The sequence below is a fragment of the Flavobacterium sp. RNTU_13 genome (assembly GCF_046614455.1).
In the GTDB taxonomy this organism is placed as follows: domain Bacteria; phylum Bacteroidota; class Bacteroidia; order Flavobacteriales; family Flavobacteriaceae; genus Flavobacterium.
Window position 1 is genome coordinate 566782 of record NZ_JBKJHB010000002.1, and the last position, 22982, is coordinate 589763.

Annotated in this window: 25 protein-coding genes and 1 riboswitch; of the genes, 7 read left to right on the forward strand and 18 right to left on the reverse strand. The window is 40.8% G+C overall.

Going from position 1 to position 22982, the window contains the following annotated elements:
- Window positions 1–25: 25 nt before the first annotated feature.
- The 8 genes from ACLI08_RS07620 to ACLI08_RS07655 form a co-directional block, all read right to left on the reverse strand.
- Window positions 26–808, reverse strand: a complete 783-nt coding sequence (locus tag ACLI08_RS07620) for a hypothetical protein (RefSeq protein ID WP_411427873.1) — start codon at window positions 806–808, stop codon at window positions 26–28.
- A gap of 266 nt (window positions 809–1074) precedes the next feature.
- A complete protein-coding gene (locus ACLI08_RS07625) occupies window positions 1075–2133 on the reverse strand; it encodes a nucleoid-associated protein (protein ID WP_411427874.1) in 1059 nt (352 codons plus the stop codon).
- A 49-nt stretch (window positions 2134–2182) separates the two neighbouring features.
- Window positions 2183–2542 carry a four helix bundle protein gene (locus ACLI08_RS07630; RefSeq protein WP_411427875.1) on the reverse strand — a complete coding sequence of 120 codons (360 nt, stop codon included), beginning with the start codon at window positions 2540–2542 and terminating at the stop codon, window positions 2183–2185.
- Window positions 2543–2613: 71 nt separating this feature from the next.
- A complete protein-coding gene (locus ACLI08_RS07635) occupies window positions 2614–3156 on the reverse strand; it encodes an IS1096 element passenger TnpR family protein (RefSeq protein WP_411427876.1) in 543 nt (180 codons plus the stop codon).
- Between the two features lie 117 nt (window positions 3157–3273).
- On the reverse strand, window positions 3274–3669 hold the full coding sequence (locus ACLI08_RS07640) for a VOC family protein (protein ID WP_411427877.1): 396 nt from the start codon (window positions 3667–3669) through the stop codon (window positions 3274–3276).
- 289 nt (window positions 3670–3958) lie between these two features.
- Window positions 3959–5158, reverse strand: coding sequence for a hypothetical protein (locus tag ACLI08_RS07645; RefSeq protein ID WP_411427878.1), 1200 nt, complete (start codon window positions 5156–5158; stop codon window positions 3959–3961).
- Between the two features lie 120 nt (window positions 5159–5278).
- Window positions 5279–6523 carry a hypothetical protein gene (locus ACLI08_RS07650; RefSeq protein WP_411427879.1) on the reverse strand — a complete coding sequence of 415 codons (1245 nt, stop codon included), beginning with the start codon at window positions 6521–6523 and terminating at the stop codon, window positions 5279–5281.
- Window positions 6524–6686: 163 nt separating this feature from the next.
- On the reverse strand, window positions 6687–7073 hold the full coding sequence (locus ACLI08_RS07655; RefSeq protein ID WP_411427880.1) for a hypothetical protein: 387 nt from the start codon (window positions 7071–7073) through the stop codon (window positions 6687–6689).
- Window positions 7074–7243: 170 nt separating this feature from the next.
- Between ACLI08_RS07655 and ACLI08_RS07660 the strand changes: the two genes are divergently transcribed.
- The gene (locus ACLI08_RS07660) at window positions 7244–9397 is read left to right on the forward strand and encodes a TonB-dependent receptor (protein ID WP_411427881.1); all 2154 of its coding nucleotides are present in this window, start codon (window positions 7244–7246) and stop codon (window positions 9395–9397) included.
- A 63-nt stretch (window positions 9398–9460) separates the two neighbouring features.
- Here the strand turns inward: ACLI08_RS07660 and ACLI08_RS07665 are convergent, their stop codons facing one another.
- The 7 genes from ACLI08_RS07665 to ACLI08_RS07695 form a co-directional block, all read right to left on the reverse strand.
- Window positions 9461–9652, reverse strand: coding sequence for a hypothetical protein (locus ACLI08_RS07665; RefSeq protein WP_411427882.1), 192 nt, complete (start codon window positions 9650–9652; stop codon window positions 9461–9463).
- Between the two features lie 137 nt (window positions 9653–9789).
- Complete coding sequence (locus tag ACLI08_RS07670; RefSeq protein ID WP_411427883.1) at window positions 9790–10161, reverse strand: hypothetical protein; 372 nt, start codon at window positions 10159–10161, stop codon at window positions 9790–9792.
- An 11-nt stretch (window positions 10162–10172) separates the two neighbouring features.
- Complete coding sequence (locus ACLI08_RS07675; RefSeq protein WP_411427884.1) at window positions 10173–10673, reverse strand: hypothetical protein; 501 nt, start codon at window positions 10671–10673, stop codon at window positions 10173–10175.
- Window positions 10674–10675: 2 nt separating this feature from the next.
- Entirely contained in the window at window positions 10676–10936 is a 261-nt protein-coding gene (locus ACLI08_RS07680) for a hypothetical protein (protein ID WP_411427885.1), read from the reverse strand.
- A gap of 146 nt (window positions 10937–11082) precedes the next feature.
- Window positions 11083–11865, reverse strand: coding sequence for an ABC transporter ATP-binding protein (locus tag ACLI08_RS07685; RefSeq protein ID WP_411427886.1), 783 nt, complete (start codon window positions 11863–11865; stop codon window positions 11083–11085).
- A complete protein-coding gene (locus ACLI08_RS07690) occupies window positions 11862–12896 on the reverse strand; it encodes an iron chelate uptake ABC transporter family permease subunit (protein WP_411427887.1) in 1035 nt (344 codons plus the stop codon). Before ACLI08_RS07690 ends, ACLI08_RS07685 begins: the two co-directional genes overlap by 4 nt.
- 16 nt (window positions 12897–12912) lie before the next feature.
- Window positions 12913–14046, reverse strand: coding sequence for an ABC transporter substrate-binding protein (locus ACLI08_RS07695; RefSeq protein WP_411427888.1), 1134 nt, complete (start codon window positions 14044–14046; stop codon window positions 12913–12915).
- 53 nt (window positions 14047–14099) lie between these two features.
- Window positions 14100–14312, forward strand: a riboswitch (cobalamin riboswitch).
- Window positions 14313–14341: 29 nt separating this feature from the next.
- Here ACLI08_RS07695 and ACLI08_RS07700 point away from each other — a divergent pair.
- On the forward strand, window positions 14342–16168 hold the full coding sequence (locus ACLI08_RS07700; RefSeq protein WP_411427889.1) for a TonB-dependent receptor plug domain-containing protein: 1827 nt from the start codon (window positions 14342–14344) through the stop codon (window positions 16166–16168).
- 9 nt (window positions 16169–16177) lie between these two features.
- Window positions 16178–17251 carry a YncE family protein gene (locus tag ACLI08_RS07705; RefSeq protein ID WP_411427890.1) on the forward strand — a complete coding sequence of 358 codons (1074 nt, stop codon included), beginning with the start codon at window positions 16178–16180 and terminating at the stop codon, window positions 17249–17251.
- Between the two features lie 106 nt (window positions 17252–17357).
- Here the strand turns inward: ACLI08_RS07705 and ACLI08_RS07710 are convergent, their stop codons facing one another.
- The gene (locus tag ACLI08_RS07710) at window positions 17358–18305 is read right to left on the reverse strand and encodes a LysR substrate-binding domain-containing protein (protein WP_411427891.1); all 948 of its coding nucleotides are present in this window, start codon (window positions 18303–18305) and stop codon (window positions 17358–17360) included.
- A gap of 118 nt (window positions 18306–18423) precedes the next feature.
- Here ACLI08_RS07710 and ACLI08_RS07715 point away from each other — a divergent pair, with 118 nt between their 5' ends.
- The 3 genes from ACLI08_RS07715 (at window position 18424) to ACLI08_RS07725 (ending at window position 19943) form a co-directional block, all read left to right on the forward strand.
- Window positions 18424–18918: a Dps family protein gene (locus tag ACLI08_RS07715; RefSeq protein WP_411427892.1), complete on the forward strand. Its 495-nt coding sequence runs from the start codon at window positions 18424–18426 to the stop codon at window positions 18916–18918.
- A 47-nt stretch (window positions 18919–18965) separates the two neighbouring features.
- Window positions 18966–19253: a hypothetical protein gene (locus ACLI08_RS07720; protein WP_411427893.1), complete on the forward strand. Its 288-nt coding sequence runs from the start codon at window positions 18966–18968 to the stop codon at window positions 19251–19253.
- A gap of 219 nt (window positions 19254–19472) precedes the next feature.
- Entirely contained in the window at window positions 19473–19943 is a 471-nt protein-coding gene (locus tag ACLI08_RS07725) for a hypothetical protein (protein WP_411427894.1), read from the forward strand.
- A gap of 80 nt (window positions 19944–20023) precedes the next feature.
- Here ACLI08_RS07725 and ACLI08_RS07730 read toward each other — a convergent pair whose 3' ends face one another.
- On the reverse strand, window positions 20024–20305 hold the full coding sequence (locus ACLI08_RS07730) for a hypothetical protein (protein WP_411427895.1): 282 nt from the start codon (window positions 20303–20305) through the stop codon (window positions 20024–20026).
- 36 nt (window positions 20306–20341) lie between these two features.
- Entirely contained in the window at window positions 20342–21547 is a 1206-nt protein-coding gene (locus ACLI08_RS07735; protein WP_411427896.1) for an LETM1-related biofilm-associated protein, read from the reverse strand.
- A 129-nt stretch (window positions 21548–21676) separates the two neighbouring features.
- Here ACLI08_RS07735 and ACLI08_RS07740 point away from each other — a divergent pair, with 129 nt between their 5' ends.
- Window positions 21677–22873 carry an NAD(P)/FAD-dependent oxidoreductase gene (locus tag ACLI08_RS07740; protein WP_411427897.1) on the forward strand — a complete coding sequence of 399 codons (1197 nt, stop codon included), beginning with the start codon at window positions 21677–21679 and terminating at the stop codon, window positions 22871–22873.
- Window positions 22874–22982: the final 109 nt, after the last annotated feature.

Genomic DNA, 22982 nt, shown 5'->3' on the forward strand with positions numbered 1-22982 from the left:
AGGGATATCCTTCGGCGTTTTGTTTTTAGTATACTATCTTTTTAGTGGTGCGTTTATTTCCCGTATAAATCTGTAAAATAATAGGTTGGCTTTTCCATGCCTCTCCATTTATAGCAATGTTTTGCGACTGTAATCCTGAGCTGTTGTAAAGCAGTTTTCCGCTTATATCATAGATCATTATGTTTTGTACCGGCGTACCACTTTCTACAGTAATAATATTGTTGGTTGTATACACTTTTAGTTGTGTAGCCAGTGCTTTTTTAGTGGCGAGTGTTTGCAGTATATCGTAAGAATATCCCATAACAAACCTGTTGTCATATGTACCGGCATCAAGGTCAGCAACTATAGGGCGTTCGTGTAAGTTGATAATATTCCCTGTTACCATATCCAGAACAAATAAGTCTTGTCCCTGGTCAAAAACACCGTCACAGCGGTTAAGCGATATACTGTGTATTCCGGCTGTTACGGTTTGTATGCCAATAGGTACCACATCTTCCTGCGTAAAGGAAGGACGCGCCTGTATAGTAAATGGTATGTTATCTATTAGGGAATATATGCTCATTACATTAGCTTCAGCAAACTTTGCAGCGTCATACCCAAAGTCTACTCCCAAGGTGCACTGTGGCAGATAAGCTACTGCCATTTGACTGGCAGCATTTGTTTCTGATTTAAGATCGAGCCAAAACCGTGATGGCACTACAGTGCTGGTAGAGGGAGTGGCAATTGAAGCAAGAGAATTTGATATAGCAACAATGCTTAGTAAGCAAGCGAAAAGTGTTTTCTGTGGAGGTGTAGTGTTGATTTTCATAAAGTTATATTTTTATAACATAAATTTACGAAAACGTTATATTAGTGGTTTTGTATATATGTCAATAAACGCAATATATAGTTGAATAGCAGTTTTTTAACGATTAAACGTTAATTAATGTAATGTGTGATGTTATTTTTTACTTATGTATTATAAGTTGATACTAATAAAAACTTAAAATTTTTGAAAACGGTACTATTTTAGGATTTTAGTTGATTTAAACTAAAAATCCGCAGGGTAAACTGCGGATTTTAAAGTATGTGTATTTAGCTCTTTTGTTCTTTGTTAAAGTACACAAGGTAATAATACATTTGCTTTTCTTCATCCCATCCTTTTTCTACAAATTTCTCTGCACTTTCAGGATTTATAAAGTCAAGTTTGATTTCTATATTGGTATCGAGGCTTATAACGCTCTTTATCTTCTTGCGCACGTCTGACACTGCTGCGTTTGCAATAGGGAAATTGGTTACATCTTCAATACTATACTTAGGCGCCTTTTCTACTTTATAGTTTTTAAACTCCGGTATAAGATCTGGGTTGTCTATAACTTCATTTAAAAACGCTGTTTCTTCAAACTCGTCGTTTTTGGCAAAGTAATTTACAGAACGGTTAAGGAACATTACTTCTTCCTTTTTATCCTCTGCAGGCAGTACCACATCTTTTGCAAAGTCTTTTACAAACTGCATGTACTTTTTAGTCATAAAGTTTTCATCCTGAAAAACATCTACACTTAGGAAGTGCTCCAGCCAGTAACGCGCATCATAGCGGTTATGGTCTATGGTAAGTATTTTATAACCTTCTTCTTTCTTGTAGTTAAACACAAGGCACCCTTTATCTAGCTTGTTAAGGTTTATCCCTTGCTGAAGCCTCATTTCCAGGTTACTGCCTTCCTCGTCTACTAAAAGGAAATCGGTTTTTATTTCACTTTTAAAAATACCCACCGCATCTACCGGGTTGTTGTCTATGGTAAGATTAGTAAGATAAATTACGTAAACCTCGCCGTTTTTTATATGCGGATGGTTGCTCTGCTCATACAGGTGCTTGGTAATTTTTTTAGAAACCTCGTGTGCAGACCCCGGGTTATTAAATACTTCAGACACATAGTTATACATATCGTTATAATCCAGGTCTACATCGTGCGCAAACTGGTAGTAGTTTTCTTCTTTCTCCCTAAAAGGCTTAAAGAAATACTCCTTTAGAAGTGGTGCAAGCTCGTCGCTCAGCGTGTATGGGGTTTCAGATAAAAATATAGCCTCGCTGCGGCTTTTATTCCCTACACGGTGAACCGATAGGTTATCTATATGTGCGTTAAATAGGTTAATCATTTTTTTTGAGTTTCTGAGAATCTGAGTTACTTAGCTTCTTTGCAGTCACCTAAAGGTTCTCTTTAAGTTTCTTCCGAAAAGAAACAATCATAATCTCTAATTCTCTGGTGTTTTCATAAAGGTTTTTAAAATCTACTTCATTTAATAACCCCACATTCAGGGCTATTTCAATTTGCGTTTGAAGCTCAAAAAGTGAGCCGGATGCTATGTTAACAAACCGTATAAATTCAGGATTTGATTTTCGTCCATATCCTTCGGCTATATTACTGGGAATAGAAACTGCACATCTTCTTATTTGAGAGGTAAGCCCAAATATTTCTTCTTTCGGAAACAGTTTTGTTGCGTTGTAAGTCTGTGTAACAAGCAACATCGCTTTTTGCCAAATTAAAAGTGTTCTGAAATTTCCCATACCGGTAAAAATCTAAGGATCTAAGAAACTAAGTATCTAAGCGACTTTTTGCGTCAGCTTAGAAGCTTTACTTAATTCCAGCTATGGTCGTCGTATCCGCCTATGTCTTCAAAATCTTCATCGTTAAACATGTCCATGTCTTCTTCGTCATAGTCATCGTCAAACTCGCCGTATATGTCATCCTCCATATTGGTGCTAAAAGCGTTTTCAGGCGCATTTGCAGGCATTTCGCCGTGGGCAAAAAGCAGGTCCGGGTAAGATGCCGCTGCTTCCGGCTCCTCAATGGCGGCAAGCTCTACAAAGAACGTCCACATATTAAGGAAATCATACACGTAGATTATCTTGGTATTATCCTCATCCAGTATGGTATTTAGCGGGTAATCGGCCATTACTTTTTGCTCGCCCGGAGTATCGCCGGTATCAAAAAGCGGAATTTCATCACCCTGGCTCCATTCGTCGTCGCTGGTGTAAAAAGAACCCGGCTCAAGCCCATCAAAACCAAATGCGTTTATAATCGCATTGTGTAAATCCTCAAGCGTATCTTCTTCTAATATAGCTATATCCCTGAACACATCTTCCTCAGCATCCAGGATTACCCTAAATTTGTAAACCATATTCTGTGTAATTATTTAGGCCAAAGGTAGCCATTAATTCTATATTTCTGTTTTAGGATTTTTAGAAAAAAATCATATTAAATCCTCTGTGTGGCAAAGCGCGTCTTTATAACTTTACTATACAGTAACTTCATAAAATTCTATAGGAAGGTCATCCGGATCTGCAATAAACGTAAAACGGCATCCCGTTATTTCATCTACCCTTACAGGCTCATAGATTACCCCTTTTTCATCCAGCCATCTAAGTGTTGTGTCAATATCAGGTACCTGAAATGCCAGGTGACGTAGCCCTATCGCCTCAGGGCGGGTAGGGCGCGCAGGCCTGTTTGGGAAAGAAAACAGCTCTATAATGTATTCGCCGTTCAGGGCAAGATCCAGTTTATAAGATTCCCGTTCTGCGCGATAGTTTTCGGCTATAATGGTAAGCCCAAGTACTTCGGTATAAAACTTTTTAGAAACCTCATAGTTGCCGCAAATAATAGCGGTGTGGTGTATTTTTACAGAATTTATCATCAGAGTTCCAGGTATTGAAAATTATTTATTCCGTACAACCGTGCTATACGCTACCTGCGTAGCCCAGGTTGTGTTGTACAGGTATTTATAACGGGTTATTAATGCTTAGCTTATAGTTTTGCAAATAGTCATCAATACAAATATAAATAATCTGTACGTTTTTTACCTTTTGATATTTACGTGCTTATAAAGTATGTAAAAAAACAACAGGTAACATTACCCTTATGTAATGCTACCTGTTGCCTATATAATTTTAAATTATGGGGTGTTATTTTAAGTTTTTTTAAAACTATAAAACTTGGTACGAAACCACTACGCCATAGCTGTTATAAATAGCGCTACGGGCACTGTAGTTAAATAAATCGCGATTAAATGAGTAACGAAGTTCAAGGTTAATACGTTTGTACGAATAGCCTGCACCTGCAAGCCAGTTCATGCGGTTAGAGAGATCAAAAACAGACGCGTTTTTTTGTATTTTCCCTTTGCCTACATTGGTGTTTATAACATAAGCGGCATTTAAAAATACTTTAGAGTTTTGATTTAAGTACATATAGTAACGTGCACCCAGCGGAACGCTTACAGCTTTAAAGTCGGCACTCCATTTATCCTGTCCTGCGGTACTTGCTGTGTTTACCTTTGTTCCGTCGTTTTTGTATGATGTAAAGTAGGGGCTTATAAAAACAGACCATTTGTTATTATTAAACGGAAGTATAAACTCAGCTTCGATTCCGGCGTTAAATATAGTTTTTTTATCAAATTCAAAATTGTCGATAACTGCTATAGAAGCCTCGCTCTTTAAAGATGTTATGGCAGCTCCGGCAGTTACCCTAAGCATAAACTTCCCTTTGTTTTGGCTAAGGGTTTTGTCTACCACATTTGCCGTGCCTTCTACAGCGCTGTGTTTTATAAAGAAATCCTTTAAAGATGTCTGGTTATATTTTACTTCGGCAAAAGCGCTTTGTGGCAACTTTTTATATGCAAACAAAAATGCGAGTTGGTATTGATAACGCCTGTTTTCTTTAACCGTTTGGTCTTCTTCATACTGCTTGTAAAGTAACAGCTGCGGTACATTATCTGTAGGTGTTTTATAAAAAAACTTCCGTACGTAGCCATCTTCGTAAGCATACAGCGTTATTTTTGCCTCTACAAGAACTTTAAGAAAAAGTGTTTCAGTAGTAAAGTCTGGTACCGCTTTATTGTCCAGGGATTTTATATCAGTAGATGAGCGTTCCATTTGTACAGTGTATCGCTCAAATTTATACCCACCGGTTTCAAATGCCGATACCTGGCTTATCTGCTGCTGCTTTTCGGTATCGGTTTCAGTAAGCTTGTACTCAAATGTGGTAGGATTATTTTTCCAGGCCACGTTTTTAATAAGGCAGTCTGTTTTTTTGCCTTGATTGTCAATGTAGTAGCCTGGTTCGAATCTGATTTGCGCAAAAAGGCTTACACATGTAATGAGTAATAATCCTGTTAGTAATTTTTTCATGGTTTTGTGGTAAAATATATTTCTAAACAATTAAATAGGCTTGTTTATGGTGGTTAGCCTTTAGGATATTTTAAACTTTTAATTCGCTTTAAACCGCTTATAAGTTATGTCATTAATTGGTTATAAAATACTGTAGCGAAGCAGCCCCGAAACACTAGTTACTTCGCTGGTTATCTGAGATGAATTTCTGTTAATAACGCGGCTCGGTAAATACCTTAGTTCCAGCCCCAGGCGTTTATACGTGTAAATAGCCGAAAAATAAATGGTATTACTGTTAGCTAACAAAGCTTTTGTTCCCATCGGCAGCGTTATTTTTTCGTACGTACGCCCGTAGGTTGCAGAGGAATTTTTACTGGCAATGAAAAACATGTAAGCAGCAGAGAAACTTAAGCGATTATTTTCATTAAAATTTAAATTATAGCGCAATCCCAGCGGAATATTAATACTAGAGTATTTTAAGTCAAGCGTAGATTCGTACGTGGAGAAACTGGCGTTGCTGTACCCGGTAATACTTTTATTGATGCTAAACTGTTCAAAACACGGCGCTGTGAAAATGCTCCACGCTTTCTTGTTAAACGGAAGCCTATGCTCCAGCTCTAACCCTACAATAGTACTTGGCGCGGTACCGTTAAACTCTTCAAGGGTTCCTCGTACGTAATTATTAACTGTTGATATACCGCCACCTGCATATACTGTAAAACTTAAGCTGCCTTTAGATTCGGCTTCCATACGCTGTACTTTACTTTCGTTTTTATTTCCATTATAGTTATTAAAAAGCTTTATAAGATCATTAGTGTTGTAATCTACAGATTTAAAATCGTTTACATTACTAAATTTGTCCTTCATGGCAGCATATAGTTGCCCTCTGTAGCTGCGGTTTTTCAGTATACCGTTTCCTGATTTATAGGGTTTATACACCAGCTGGGTAGGGGCGCTGTTGTCTTTAGACATAAAAAACCGCTCTAACGCATTAGTCTGTACATGATACAAGGTAGCGGCACCTGTCGAAAGCTCGCGTAAAAAAAGTTGTTCTGGTTTAAAAGAAGGTTCTTTATCATACGTCATGCGCTCTACGTTATTAGTGCTGTAGTCTATATCTACAATGAAGCGTATGTAGTGAAAGTCTTCTACTTCAAATTCCTTGGTATTCTCTATATCACGTTTATTAATCTCTCCATTTTCAGAAAGTTTGTATTTAAAAGACGTAGGGTTAGTAAGCCATATTTCATTCTCAATAAGGCACGCTGTTTTAGTGCCATTATTATCTATAAAGTAGCCGTTTTTAAAGTTACTCTGTGCAAAGGCTGCCGTAATTACAAAGAACAGCATAAAAGCAAGTTGTTTTGCATTTGTAGTAAATACCATTATGTAAATTGATTTTGTTGTTTGTTGGAAATTTTAAGTGACAGCAATAAATACGCTATGCCGTAATAATAGAATATAATAGCGTAGTAGGCTTGTTTTTGCAGGATGTTGGTTTCATTCTTGGTTGGTTTGTAAGCGATAATTACGGTGCAAAGGTAGTAATTTATTTGCGGAAAATCATAGTAGTACTGTCGTTAGTTATCACCAGGTTGTCTGCCGTATTAGCCAGCGCGCCTACCGCTTTATTGTCTACATAAAGGTACGTAAGGTTATCTTGCCTTTTTAGAGAATAAGAGTAATCCCCGCTTGCAATGTCCACAGGGTTACTGTTTGGCACCAGTGCTATAACCCTGTTATTTACGGTAATGGTGTTTGCATTTTCATTAAACGTCCAGGTGACATCGCCTTTGGTGTAACTAAGCGAAGACCCATCTGTGTTAGTAGTATTAGTAAGGTACCAGGTGCCGTTTAGCGAATGATTTTCTGTATCATCGCTGCACGATAAAGCTATAACGGCACTAAAGGCAACACAAAGGCTACGTAGCTTCATGAAAGTAGACGTTTTAGACGCTGCTAATGTATTAAAAAAATCTTAAAACGTTTTCGTTGCGCTGCTAATATCATGTTTTTACAGTTCGTCCGCGTGGTTTTACAGTTGGGTAAGCTTTTTTATTACATTAGCCGTAAGCGGTGCATCTTTGCTGCATCAAAACAAACACCATGAAACAGGCAATTACCCTTTTAGTTTTATTTTTTTCAGCATTGTTACACGCGCAGACTGCAATATCAGGTTCGGTGACCGATGCTAAAGGCCATCCCGCCATTGCAGCAAACGTGTATATAGAAGGCACCTACGACGGTGCAACTACCGATGAAAACGGAAACTTTACCTTCACTACAGATGCTACCGGCACACAGGTATTGGTAATTACCTTTTTAGGTTTTGATGATTTTAAACAAACCATTACCATAGAAAATTATAAGCCACAGGCATACAAACTTCGCGAAAGCGTAAACACCCTGGATACCGTGGTAATATCTGCAGGTACGTTTAGTGCTGGCGATAACACAAAAGTTACCGCGCTTAAACCGCTTGATATTGTTACAACCGCAGGCTCTGCCGGTAATATTATTGCTGCGCTGCAAACGCTACCGGGTACGCAAACCGTAGGCGAAAGCGGGCGCCTTTTTGTACGTGGTGGCGAAAGCGATGAAACACAAACTTTTGTAGACGGCATACGTGTAGCACAGCCTTACGGAGCCACGGCAAATAACCTGCCAACACGCGGGCGCTTTTCTCCGTTTTTGTTTAAGGGGATGACTTTCAGTACCGGTGGTTATTCTGCCGAATTTGGCGAAGCGCTGTCGAGCGTGTTGCTGCTTAATACCATAGAGGAACCCGATCAAAACCGAACCGATGTTTCTGTAATGACTGTGGGCGGAGGCCTTGGCCATACAAAAAAGTGGGAGCGTAGTTCGGTGAGCCTTAACCTTTCTTATATTAACCTGGCGCCGTATCAATGGGTGGTACCACAAAATGTAAAATGGATTAAGCCGTACGAAAGTACTTCTGGCGAAACGGTATACCGCTATAAAACCCAAAATGGCATGCTGAAGTTTTATGCAGCCTTTGACCGCGCCGATTTTAGCCTGGACCAGAATGATGTAAATTATACCGCTCCTATACGCACTGCTATAACAAACAATAACTTGTATGTAAATACGTCATATAAAGCGCAGTTTGGTACACAATGGACGCTGCAAAGCGGGGTAGGGTATGGCTACAGTAACAACAATATACGACTTAATGCCGATAAGGTTATCAATACCGAAAATAGCGCTCACCTTAAGGTAAAACTTACAAAGGGGTTTAGCAGGAGGGTAAAGCTATCAGTTGGAGCCGATCATTTTGTAACCGATTTTACTGAAAATTACAACCAACCGGCAGTTACTGATTTTACAAGCGGTTATAACAATAGTATTACAGCTGCTTATGCCGAAACGGATGTTATATTCTCTAAAAGCTTTGCACTAAAAGCAGGTGCAAGGGCTACCTACAGCAGCGTAATAGGCCAGTTTGTAGCAGAACCCAGGGCAGCATTAGCGTACAAAGCCGGAAAAACAGGTCAGTTTTCGTTGGCATATGGCGATTTTCATCAAACCCCAAGGCAAGATTACCTAAAGTACCATACTGATTTTAATTATGAGCGTACCAGCCATTACATTTTTAACTACATGTATAATAACGAAGGCAAAACCTTTAGGGCAGAGGCGTACTATAAAGATTATCATAGCTTTGTAAAGTACAATACACCTACAGCGCAGTACAACAGCCTTTACAACAATAACGGATATGGTTTTGCCAAGGGTATAGACCTTTTTTACCGCGATAGCAAAACCATTAAAAACCTTGATTATTGGATTTCGTATTCATACATAGACAGTAAGCGCGATTATAAAAATTACAGCGCATCCGTTACTCCTTCATTTATAGCCAAACATAATTTTAGTATAGTAACCAAGTACTGGATTAGCGACCTTCGGTCTCAGCTGGGGGTTACACATAGCTATAACAGCGGCCGCCCGTATGATGATCCTAACCAGGCTGTGTTTATGAACGGGCATACTAAAAGCTATAACAACCTTAGTGTAAGCTGGGCATATTTACTTAGCCAGCAAAAAATACTCTACTTTTCTGCATCAAATGTTTTGGGTTCAGATAACGTGTTTGGGTATACTTACGCTAATAGTCCCGATGCTAACGGAGTATATGCCCGCCAGGCCATTACACAGCCCGCCAGCAGGTTCTTTTTTGTGGGCTTTTTCTGGACGATAAGCAGCAACAAAAAAACAAACCAGCTCGAAAATCTTTAAAACGACAAAGGCGGAACCACCGTAAGGTAAGGTTCCGCCTTTTCATGAAAAAATTTGTGTACTTTAATCTTCTTCGGGTGCCAGCCAGTTAAAACGGCCTGTAACCCGGGTATGTTGTTTCTGGTGGATATTGATGTAATCACCTGCAGACATGCTTCGCAGTGAGTTGTCAAAAAGAGGGTTGCTCCTTTGTATCGCAGCAGCACTGTTAAGCCTGCTGTTGTTTTTACTTAATATATTTACCGGACGTTCCATGAGATAAGTATTTAAATGGTTTTGTTTTGTAATCAAATAGTTATGCTAATTTACAGCATCAAATCTACCAGCGAAAACAGATTAACACTACTTTTGAAATACCTATCTTACAAGATGCGGCAAAAAGGTGTTAAAGTTTATTTTTTTGTCGGTTCGTTAGCCTCAACCTGTCTTTTTCCATCAACGTCGCTGTTAAAATCCCGATTCTCGGCTGTTTTTTCGTCCTGGCTATCTGTGCTCGTGCCTCGGCTTTTCTTTACAGTACTTCCATCTTCATTTGCGTAGCCCGAAGTACTGTTTACCGCAGCAGCCTGTTTTTCTTCAGGGTCGCGGTTGCGCTTTACCGCTTCGGTGTTGCCTTCCGTATCGGTTTCAATTTCAGTTGTTAGTTTCGCCTTGGCAGGGTTGTAGTTTTTTGGAAGGTTTTCGCCGCTAAAGCCCTCGTTCAGAGATCCGTCTTTTTGGCTATTATTTACCTTTTTATCTTTATTAGGTTGTTCGTTGCTCATAATGCTTGGTTTTAGTTGTAGTTAACTATAAAATTGTAGTAGCTGGTAATTACACTGTTAATGCTTTTTTCCAGTGAAGGGATTAATCCGTCGTACCCCTCTTTAAGTTTACCATCATAAAAGTAATCGGGTAAGGTATAGGTTATTGGGGTCCCCCCGGGGTTGTATATTTCGGGCACTGTAGGTTTTATTTCTATTGCGTTAGCCGTATAGCTTACATTAAAAACCAGTTTGGCATCCTGCCAATGGGTTTCGCCACGGTCACGGTAATAAAACGCATTCTTCTTATAGCCGGATAGCGTAAAACTGCCATCTGAAACGTTACTGATTTCAAACTGCCCACCACTGCGCTGTACTTCTGTAATCCACGATTTTGTAAGGTCTATAAGTTTTTTACCTTCTATACCGGGTAGTGTACCACTGGCGGTATTAACCCGCCCCGATGTTACTGTGGCACGCGGCTGGCACAGTGCGCTAAAACTCACAAGTAGGCAAAGGGCTAAAAGTTTCATGGCTAAGTGTTTTTAAGGGCTTTTTCAAACTCGTCGCGAATGCGGCTGTTAGAAACCAAGAACGGTTTTTTATGGATGGTAACAACAATATCATTACCGTTAATTGCATAATCGCCTTCAAAACTACCTATTGGCGTGCTGCCTTTAAAGTTACCTTGTTGCTCATTGCCTATAAGGCTTCCTTTGTTTCCTATGGCATTCTTTATCTTAAAAATAAGCTGTTGCTTATCACCAGGATAGTTAAATTTAAATTGGTTGTCCATGTCTCATGATAGTTTATAATGAATATTATAAAATTACAACACATGGAGTAGTAACTGTGTTTAGGTTATGTTATACTCTCCCCAAAATTTTATTAAAATCCTCATCAATGGGTATTTTTCAGGAGGTATGGTGTTCTTACATTTGATTATCTGTATATGAAACGACTGTTTTGCTTGTCGTAAAAAATATTTTCATCATCAAATAAATCAGATAAACTGTCGCGTTCATTTAGCTCCACAAGGCTACCTTGCTCAAGGTGGCCTTTTTTCATTACCACAATTTCCTCGCTCATTTGTAACGCCAGGTCAAGGTCGTGCGTGGAATATAGTATTGATTTATCCTGTTTTTCAGCCAGGTTCTTTAACAGCCGTAGCAAAGCTATTTTGTGCGGTAAATCAAGGTGTGTGGTAGGTTCATCTAATATAATGAGCGAAGTATCCTGGGCTAATGTTCTTGCTATAAGCACATTTTGAAGTTGCCCATCACTTATTTCGTTTATTTTTTTGTGCGATAAGTGGGTAGTATCTGTAAGGCGCAGTGATTTCTTTATCAATGCATTATCATATTCGTTAAGGCTCCCTATCCAGTTAGTGTAGGGCTGCCTGCCCAGTGCCACCAGCTCGTAAACCGTAAGGTTTCCGTTCGGCAGGGTTTCGGTAAGTACTAAAGACAATTCCTGCGCCAGCTGGTTAGGGGTGTATTTAAAAAGCGGTTGTCCTTTTAGCATTATATCTCCGGACAGGGGCTTCTGTAGCCCGCTAAGGGTACGCAGCAGGGTACTTTTTCCTATGCCGTTAGCACCTATCAGGGTCGTAAACGTGCCTTTTCTCAGCGTTATGTTTACACCTTCGGCTACTATATTGCCGCGCTTGTCGCTGTAGCCTATGGTTATATTGTCGGCGTGCAAAATTACCTTCCTGCTTTTCATCTGAAGCTCCCTTTCTTGTTCTTTATTAACAGTGCTATCACTACCGGTGCCCCTACAATAGAGGTAATGCCGTTAATAGGTAACACTACATCGGTTCCCGGTAGTTGAGTAAGTATATCGCACGCCAGCATAAGTATGGCGCCGGTAAGCAGCGTGGCAAAAAACAGCACACGGTGGTTACTGGCCTTAAACAGTAGCCGCGCTATGTGCGGTACTATAAGCCCCACAAACGAAATAGGGCCTGCAAAAGCAGTTACACACCCCGTTAATAAGCTTGTGGCTAATATAATAAGTAGTCTTGATCGTTTTATGTTTATGCCCATGCTTGCCGCATAGCGTTCGCCCATAAGCAGTGCATCCAGTGGTTTTATACAGGCAATACCCATTATAATACCTATAAATGTAAGCAGGGCTAGTATGCCCACAGACTGCCATGAAAGATTACCTAAACTGCCCAAGGCCCAAAACGTATATTTTTTTAGTTGCTCGGCTGGGCTAAAGTAGCTTAGCACACCCACAATAGCACCGGTAAAGCTACCAAACATAATCCCCGTAATGAGTATAGACATGGTATCGCGCAGGCGTTGTGCCACGCCAAGCACAAGCACCAGCACAGCAAATGTGCCTGATACAGACGCCAGCACCAATCCGTATTCTGAAGTTAAATACAAACCAAGCGCGGCGGGCAGCAAACCAGATCCCATAATAACCAGTGCCACACCAAGGCTGGCACCACTGCTAAGCCCTAAAACATCGGGCCCGGCAAGAGGGTTTCGAAAAAGGGTTTGCATAAGCAATCCACTTACCGATAGGGCTATGCCCGCAAGTAAAGCCACAATGGCTTTGGGTAATCTGTAATTTGTAATGATATAATCCCATGATGGCCTTGAGGCATATTCGCCTATAAAGGGTTTTATAACTTCGCTAAACGGAATCTTTATACTTCCCAGGCTTACATTGGCTAAAAAGAGCCCAAGCACACCCAGGGCCATGATAAAAAATAAAATACTATTCCGGCGAAGATCGGCCATGATGGTTGTAAGTTGCTTATTTTAGTTGTTCAAAAAACTGTAACTGGTACCCGGGCAACAGTTCAGGATGAAAAATGTATATAAAGTCTTTCAGTACAACATCTGGCCGGTTAGGGGCCATTTCATAGAAAATCAGTCCACCTGTTTTTCCTTTTTTTATACTGTAAGAGTACACTTTTTTTGTTTTAAAGGGTTTAAATTCTGCGTAATGCGGGTTGGCGCTTCGCATTTCGCTAAATGAAGTAAACTGGCTTGGCCCGATCCAAAAATCGGCATTCGATGCTTTATCCAGCACTTGCTCAAAAGGCAGGCTAAGGCTTCCCGTTCCTTTACTCTGAGCCCAAATATAAGAAGCTCCGGCGTCATTAAAAAACTGCGCTGCCCAACTTTCGCCCTGTGGCAACAGCCATTGGTCGTTAAGCATTGCACCGCCCATTACAGTAGGTTTTGCAGTAACCTGTTTTGCAAGCTTTTGGGCATCATAGTAATCTTTTTCAATACTGTTAAATATTTTTTCAGATTTTTCCTCCATGCCGTATAAGGCACCGAAAAATTTTATCCATTCTGCCTTTCCCAAGGGGGATTGCTCTGTCCAGTCGCCGTTATAAAGCACGTTTAGCCCCGAATTTTGCAGGGTAGCCAGCGTTTTATTAGTGCCATCTACAGCAAAGGCCACAATAGCGTCAGGCATCAGGTCTATCACCACCTCGGCATTAAGCGTTTCGTTATCGCCCGCCTCTTTAATTTTCCCCGAATCTATAAGCGCACGGGTTTTGTCAGACGAAACATATTTGGTTCCGGCAAATCCGGTAAGCGTGTTTTCTACCCCAAGCATTTCGAGTGACGGAATGTGGGTGGTACTTGTTGCAACCAGTTTTTTTACGGGCACGTTTACCACTGTATACTGCTTAAGGCTATCGGGCAACGTTGCGTTTTTTTGGCGCATTACATAGGTGTAAGGTTTTACCGCGCCCGGCCATGGCTGTGTAACTTTTACAATGCTATATCCGTTGTATTTGTAGAGTTGAAGCCCGTTAGCATACTTAATGCTGTTTTGTACGGGGGTGGTGGCAGTGGCGGTGTTATTGTCTTTTTTACAGGAAAACAGCACCATAACTGCAATAATGGCGATGCAGAGCAGCTTTTTCATAAAAAAATTGAATTGTGGCAAAGTTATAAATTAAAAGTTACCACAAAACGTTTATCTTTGCAACTGTTTAAGGTTGTGCCTTGCCTTACCGGCAACGGCGCATTAAAAGGGAATCAGGTTTAAGGCCTGAGCTGTTCCCGCAACTGTAAGCTTATCCCTTAGGGGAGGCTGTTGTTAATCTACTTTAAACCACTGTACAGCAATGTGCGGGAAGGTTAAACAACAGTACGCAAGCCAGGAGACCTGCCTTACTCATAATTAAAATGAAGCCTTCGGGAAAAAAGGCTTACAGATTATGACATATAAAAATCTTTTTACAGTTTTATTCCTCTTAGGATGTGCGGTAGCACATGCCCAAAACGATACTATTACCCTTAAAGAGCTGGTAATAGCCGATACACAGCTGCGTGATTTTTCTCAAACGCAGTCGGTACAGCAGCTAACAGATTCGGTAATGGCACGTAGCGGGGCATCGCTTACTGCTTTGTTGCTGGCTAATACAGCCGTTTATTTTAAAGAGAACGGCCCCGGTATGGTTTCTTCGCCATCATTCAGGGGTACATCGGCACAGCAGACCGCCGTAATATGGAACGGGTTAAATATCAACTCTCAGCTTAACGGGCAAACCGATTTCAGTACCGTTAACGCGCGCGATTTTAACCAGGTATCGGTACGGGCAGGTGGTGGTAGTGTAGTTTATGGCAGCAGTGCCATAGGCGGCAGCATACACCTGGACAATGAGTTACTGTTTAAAAAACGTTTTGAAAACGAGTTCCGTGCAGATTATGGCAGCTTTGAAACGTATGGGCTAAACTATAAAGTGCAGGCGGGTACCGAAAAGTACAGCATTAACGTTTCGGCATCGCGCAACAGCAGCCAAAATCGCTTTCGCTACCCCGGGTACACCCTTTATAACGATAACGGACAGTACCATAACAACAGCTACAATGCGGCTTTTGGTTACAAAATAAGTGCTAAAAACATTTTGCGTTTTTACAGTACGCTGTTTAGTGGAGAACGCCACTTTAGCCGCACGCTGGCAGCACCTTCAAAAAGTTTATACGATGATGTAAACGCCCGGAATTTGCTGGAATGGACCGGCTTGTACGGTAACTTTACATCGAGGGTAAAAGCTGCCTGGTTACATGAGTTTTTTAGGTATTACGAAGACTTTAGTTCACCGTTACATTCCTTTGGCAAGGTGAACACCTTTATAGGCCGCTATGATGCCATGTATCATTTTACGCCAAAAATGAAACTGAATGCCATTGCCGATGTAACTACTAATCAGGGGAGCGGTAGCAGTTTTGGTAAGCCAGACAGAACCACTTACTCCGGTGCGTTGCTGTGGAGCCAGGTGGTAAGCAATGTAGTTACGTATGAGGCTGGCATCAGGAAAGAATCAGGATCTGCATACAGCAGCCCATTGTTATTTTCTGGCGGAGGGAAATTTACCATAAGTCCATTGTATACAGTGCGTGTTAATGGCTCGCGAAATTTTAGGGCACCCACCTATAACGACCTGTACTGGAGCGGAACCGGTAACCCTAACCTTAAGCCTGAAATCTCCACTCAGGCAGAGCTTTCTAACGTTTTTACCAAATTTGGGGCATCGTTAACCATTACAGGATACTACATACGCTTTAAAGATATGCTGCGCTGGTTGCCCGGAACCGATGGTGTATGGCGACCCGAAAATGTAGATAAAGCCCGTAGTTATGGCGCCGAGTCGGTTTTCGGATATAATAAAACTTTTGGCAGCCATACTGTAAGTTTGGCAGCTACCTACTCATACACTATTTCTAAAAAAGATGGTAACCCGTACCAGCTTATGTATGTGCCAAAGCACCGCGCCGTAGCATCGGCATCTTATGCTTACAGGAGACTTTCGGTGTATTACCGCCATTTGTTTACCGGAAGGGTATATTTTACCTCAGATGACAGCGGCCCTATCAACGCGTACAATGTTTCGGGTGCAGGGGCAGAGTACACGTTTAAAGTATTGAAAGGTTGTAGCCTGGGTGCCCAGGTAAATAACCTGTACAATGAACAGTATATGAATGTGGCTTCAAGGCCCATGCCGGGGCGCAATTATAATATGTATATGATTTTTAAATTTTAATAAGACCAAATGAAATTAAACAAACTAGTTCTTACGCTTATAGCAGGTTCGCTGTTTTTTGTGTCGTGTGATGATAACGAACAAACCAATAATGCACCTAAAGGTGCTTATGATAACGGTGTTATTGTACTTAACCAGGGAGGTTTTGGCCATGGCGATGCGGGTGTATCGTTTATAGCTGAAGACTTTACGCTGGAAAACAATGTTTATGCAGCAAACAACCCGGGCTTTACCCTGGGCGATACGGGCCAGGATATAGGCCTTAACGATGGTTATGCTTATGTGGTGCTTAACTACTCTGATAAAATAGAGGTGGTTAACCGTTACACATTTAAACGCGTAGCTACCATAGAGGAAGGGCTTAAAAACCCAAGGTATATTGCTTTTCAGGGCGGTAAGGCGTATGTAACAAACTGGGGTGTTGCCAGTGATGCAACAGACGACTATATAGCTGTAATAAATCTGGCAACCAATGCGGTTACCGGTAAAATACCGGTTGTTGAAGGCCCTGAGCGTATTTTACAAGAAAACGGTAAGCTGTACGTAGCCCACAAAGGCGGTTACGGTTTTGGTAGTAAAGTATCGGTTATAAACGGCAGCACTAACACACTTGAAACTACAATTACCGTAGGCGATGTGCCAGAGAGTATGTGCATAAACAACGGTAAGCTTTATGTGCTTAATTCTGGTATACCTGACTGGGCACCTGGATTAGACGAAACATCAGGTAGCCTTAGCATCATTAATCTTAGCAATAATACGGTAACAAGTACGTTGAATTTTACTGCCGCTAAGCACCCTGCTAACCTTGTAGAAAATAACGGTACACTGTACTACACAGAAGGTTCAGATATTTACAGTATGCCACTTACAGCAACAGTACTACCTGCAACAGCCCTGTTTAGCACTACAGGCCAGGGTGTATATGGCGTGTATGCTTTTGCAGTTAAAAACAATCATATATATGTAGGCGATGCGGGAGATTATTCTTCTGCAGGAAAAGTTTATGTTTACTCACTAACCGGTACTAAAGAGCACGACTACACTGTAGGCGTTTTACCTGCCGGTTTTTACTTTAACTAGGAATTTTTTTCCAGCTTCTGTTTTTTAGGTTATCCCGCCCCTGGCTTATGGTATGGGCGGGATATTTTTTTGCAAGCGTAGCAGATGTGTTTGTGAGAGTTTTGCGCTACTTTTTATTTGTGGGGCTTACAATTTGCACATCCTGGAAAGCAATTGCACCACGCACCACGCCGTTTATAGTGCTGCGCAAAGCATCTATAATATGTACTTTCAGCTCCTTCTTGTTGTAAATAAGGCTTACCTCTCTTGATGGCTGTGGTGCCTTAAAATGGCGTAGTTTTGCTTTTGCTTTTTCAGAAAGGTCAAGCGTATGCAGGTAGGGTAAAAGTGTCATGCCAAGACCCTCATCGGCCAGTTTCATCATGGTTTCAAAACTACCGCACTCTATACTAAAATGATTGTCCTGCTGCAGTCCTTTGGCTTTACATATATTTAAAATATTGTTACGGAAACAATGCCCATCCTGCAATAGCAAAATGTTGTTAAGGTTCATTTCCAGATCTTCTATTTCAAACTCTTTTTTAGCAAAAGCAGGGTTGCTTTCGGGTACATAGGCTACAAACGGTTCATAATATAGTACTACCTCTTTTATGGTGTCTTCTTCCAGCGGAGTTGCGGCTATGGCTGCATCGAGCTGGCCGTTTTTTAGCATCCTGATGATTTCTTCTGTGGGGCGTTCTTCTACAATCAGGTTTACTTTAGGGTATTTTTTTATAAACGCTGCCATAAACATAGGCAGCAGGGTAGGAGTAACCGTAGGTATGATGCCCAGTTTAAAATCGCCGCCTATAAAGCCCTTTTGCTGGTCTACAATATCTTTAATACGGGTCGATTCATTTACAATATTCTTGGCCTGTTGTACTATTTTTTCGCCTACATCTGTAAGCTGAATGGGTTTTTTACTACGATCGAAAATCTGCACATCCAGTTCTTCTTCAAGCTTTTGTATCTGCATACTCAGGGTAGGCTGAGTTACAAAGCATTTTTCGGCAGCAGAGGTAAAGTTTTTGTGTTCAGCAACGGCCAGTACATACTGTAGTTGTGTAATCGTCATGATATAGATATTTATGATAAAATTATAAAAACGATTGATATTTATTATGGTTTTAAAGGGTAAATTTACGGTAATTTTATGTCAGTAAAGTCTAACAAATTTATAGTTCCAAATAACCATGAAAACAAAAGAAAAAGAAACAAACGTATTAGGGCTACCCGTAAAAGAAGCTGAAGTTATTGCTGCTGAGTTAAATATACTGCTTGCCAACTTCCAGGTATACTACCAAAACCTGCGCGGCATTCACTGGAACATTCGCGGGAAACGCTTTTTTCAGTTACACGTAAAGTTTGAAGAGCTGTATAACGATGCACAGCAGAAAATAGATATGGTAGCCGAAAGGGTACTTACACTGGGTGCTACGCCGCTGCATACCTTTGAAGACTACGTGGCAAACAACAAACTAAGGGTAGGAAAAAACATTAGCAAAGACACTGAGTCAGTAAACCTTATTATAGATTCGCTTGCTGATTTGCTTAAAATAGAGCGTGTTATACTGGAAGAATCGGCCAATATAAACGACGAAGGTACTAACAGCATGATGAGCGATTTTATTAAAGAACAGGAAAAGACCGTGTGGATGATGAAAGCATGGGCTGAGGAAGAAATTTAATACAATTTTTACAGCTCTTTTCGCAAAAAAGTAGTATTTTGCGCCACATGAAAGCTATAGTAAGCATAGTGGTTTTGTTATTTATAACGTTTTTGGCGGCGCCCACAATTGTGTGCATCCTTGCTGATGACGATACCGAAACCTGTGTGGTACTTAGCCTTGACGAAGAAGAAATCCACAAAGACATCAAAGAAATAAAAGTGGGCATGGTTTACGTATATGAACCTGCCATTATTCCTGTTGTGTCTAAATCATCAAAAATACCTACTTGTAATCTCCTTGGACACGAAAGTGTTTTTGGAGATATTTTTTTACCCCCTCCTGAGCGTTGCTAAACATAACGGGATTTTAATTTTAAACGGAATCGTTTCCTGAAACCACCTGCGTACTCTGTATTCATAACAATTTGCTCCAGACATTAATCATTTGGTTTGTAGTGTTTGTAGCATTTGTAGTGTTTGGATTTATGCGTTTTTCAGGTAATGTTCCCGGTATTTTTAAGCAACAATTTTCATTTGTGGTGCCTCTTAGGTGCTGCTAAACTTCTTGTGATTATGAGCACAAATAATTTTACTACCTTTGACTCCGGGAAAGGAAAAGGTAAAAAAACAATTAATCTATCAACCGGACTGCTTTCGGCAGAGGGTTTAAATGATAACAAACAACCGGCACTGATTATCAGTTATTGCGATGGGCATGCAAGTTGCCAAACATTACAGACTAATAGCGTTGCTGTGGTGCCGCTAACTGCAGACACTGCTGCCCATAGTAATTTTAACCTGGCGAGTGTTTTAGACTACGTGGTAAACATTTTAAGGGTTAGGGATATTATTGTAAATGCAGCAAACCTGCCTGTAAACGGGGTAATTAACTTTGAGCGTTACCTTTACGAGATAGCCGGTAATCCTGTGATTAAGAAACTATGGGACAGAGGCGAGGAGCTGTTTGTTCACGGGTATCTTAATCAAAATAAATTAACTACGCTAAGCAGCGTAAACAATATAGAAACCAGTACGGCATCCTAACACAGATGCTGTAACACATAAAGATTTTTAAGGTGATGTGTGTGCGGGCCCCTGACCAGAAATGGCGGGGGCTTGCTATTTTAAGCCGTTAGCGCTGCTATAACTATAGCCGCAGAAACGACTCCGAAGATTAGGTAAGGCTTTGCCGGAAATCCGTTTCTTTTACCTCTGTACCATAGTACCAGCGATACCACTGGTGGCAATACAAAGGCTGCAATCATAGGTACCCAAAATACCTCATACAGCCCGCCTACAACCGTGTTGTGGTATACGTTAATAATGTTTCCGGTTATCCAGTATATTATAGATATTATGAATAGAGCCGCTAAAATAGGTAGGTAATTGCGGAAATTGGTTTTCATAAAATTTGATATAAATACTATCAAATATAGGTAATTTTATACAGGTTCCTCTTCCTCAAGGTTTTCGTTTAGTACGCTGGGTATAATCTGCGGAATAAACTTAATAAGCAGCGGAAGCAGCAAGCTACCACCCGGCAGCAGGAAAATGGTAAGAGACGGAACTGTTTTACAAATCTCTAACAGTTGTTTCTTTATCTTCTTCTTCTCCTTATCGTTTAAGTTACGGTGTGTGCTATGGGTTAGTAGCAGCAATAGTTCGCCATTGTTAAGCAGTTCCTTTGTAAGCCTGTTTTTATTACGGGTTATTAAGTTAATCACACTTTGGCTTGTGTGTCCGTAAAAGTGTTTTACAGGATTACTATAGTTAAAGTACGGTATGTATTTTCGGTACTTTTGCACAAAGTCCCCGTAAGACTGCATACTCTCGTCAGCGGCTTCCGTGCGTAATCCCAGCCTGTGGTTCAGCTGGTGTAGAAAAGCAATTTCGCTGGCCTGCGCCGTACCATCGCTCCATATAGCCATGGCTGCTACATCAAGCAAATAGTTTTTTTCTGATTTTGATTCAAAGTAATCAAAACCGGCATCTTCAAGGCTGTCTACACTTATGTGTTGCAATTTTGTATACCGTACAGACGACTCAAATAATTTAATCAACAGATCATCATACTGAGTTTTGTCCTGTTTACTGTTAAGTGCCAGGTTTACTATGCCTACCACAGTTTCTTCCAGTTTTTTCAGGTATTTGTGCGGCCTTTCGCCTTCTATAAGAAACTGCCTGAACGCCAGTACATCCATAAATAACAAAGCATTGGTAAGTATATGGCTAAAGCTGCGGCTTATAATATTGTCGTTTGTCTTTATGCGCTCATCCAGTATGTTTTCCAGTTCTAAAGATGGTGTGCCGGCAGGAATTACCTTATAAAGCAAGCCAAAGCCTTCGGGTTGCATTTCTTTGTAAAATGCTATGGCGCGCGGTATAAAGTCTGATTTATCTGAAGTTTTGGTTATAAGCCTGTAAACGTCAAACAGGGTATTTAGCAGCGCTACTTTTGTAGTTTCTTCTACTGTCCAGTTTTTTGTTTCCTTTTGGTCAAGGTTTGTAAACGACGCCACGTGCCCGTATATAAAGCCGCTATCGCGTACTGCCCTGTAAAAGGCGTGCGAGTTTTCGTACTGGGGTAATCTGGCAGACAGCTTTAAGAAAAGCTTATCTATCCAACCACTGGCACTTGGATTTATCATTTTTACAGTTAATGATATTACGCTGCAAAGCTATAAAAAAATGTGGTGCCCTAATCAATAGTTAAACATATCCTATAATTTATTTCGGGTTAAAATTAGGTTATAACTTTATAATAAAAACAGCGACTTATGGCACTCAAGGCAGGATATCCTTTATGGCTCGTACGAGACGGGCTTCCGTTTACATACCCAAAATTAGATCATGATATAGAAACCGAAGTGGTAGTGCTGGGCGCCGGCATCTCCGGCGCGCTCATGCGGTACTATCTTGTAGAGGCCGGCATACCCTGTGTAACTATTGATGCCCGTACCATAGGCCTAGGCAGTACCAGCGCCAGCACGTCTTTGTTACAATACGAAATAGATACACCGCTTTACCGGCTTATAGAGATGATAGGTAAGGAAGATGCCGAACGCGCCTACAGGCTTTGTGGCGATGCCATACTGGAACTGGAAAGGATTACCTACGATGTAGGCATTAAGTACTTTGAGCGGAAAAAGAGCCTGTATTATGCTGCTTATAAAAACGACCTTACCTGGCTTAAGAAGGAATATGATGCCAGGAAAGAAGCTGCCTTTGATGTTACCTGGCTGGAGCCGGAGGAGATTAAGGAGCAATATGGTTTTGACAGCTATGGAGGAATTCTATCTGAACTGGCGGCGCAGACTAATGCGTATATGCTGGCACATTGTTTGTTAAGGTACAAATATGAGGAGGGTACCATTTTTGACCGCAGTCCTGTAACAGATATTAAGCACAGTACCAGGGGAGTAACCCTTACTACCGAAAACGGTTGTACCATAAAGGCTAAAAAGCTTGTATATGCAGTAGGCTATGAGGTGGTAAACTTTATAGAACAAGATATTGTAAAACTGCTGAGCACCTATGCAGTAGTAAGCGAACAATATAATGAGCGCAATTTTTGGAAGGATGAGGTGCTTATATGGAACACTGCCGACCCTTATTTATACGTAAGGACTACAGCAGACAACCGCGTGTTGGTTGGGGGTAGGGATGAAGATTTTCATGCCGACTGGAAACGCGATAAACTTATTAATAAGAAAACTAACCTGCTTAAAGCCGATATTGACAAATTGTTTCCGGAGCTTGATTTTAAGCCTGAGTTTAGCTGGACAGGTACCTTTGGGTCAACTAAGGACGGACTTCCTTACATAGGCCCGTATAAAGGTAAGCCTAATGGGTACTTTTCGTTAGGTTTTGGTGGTAACGGTATTACCTTCAGTCAAATTGGCGCAGCCATAATCAGGGATATGATTCAGGGTAAGGAAAATAAAGATGCAAACCTATTCCGCTTTGACAGGTAAACGGCTTAATTATTTTAATTCTTTTATCGATATCGTAATTATAATGCGGATATTTTGTATTTTTAAAGTTACAATATAAAAATCCCATGTTCTTTAACCCACAGCATTT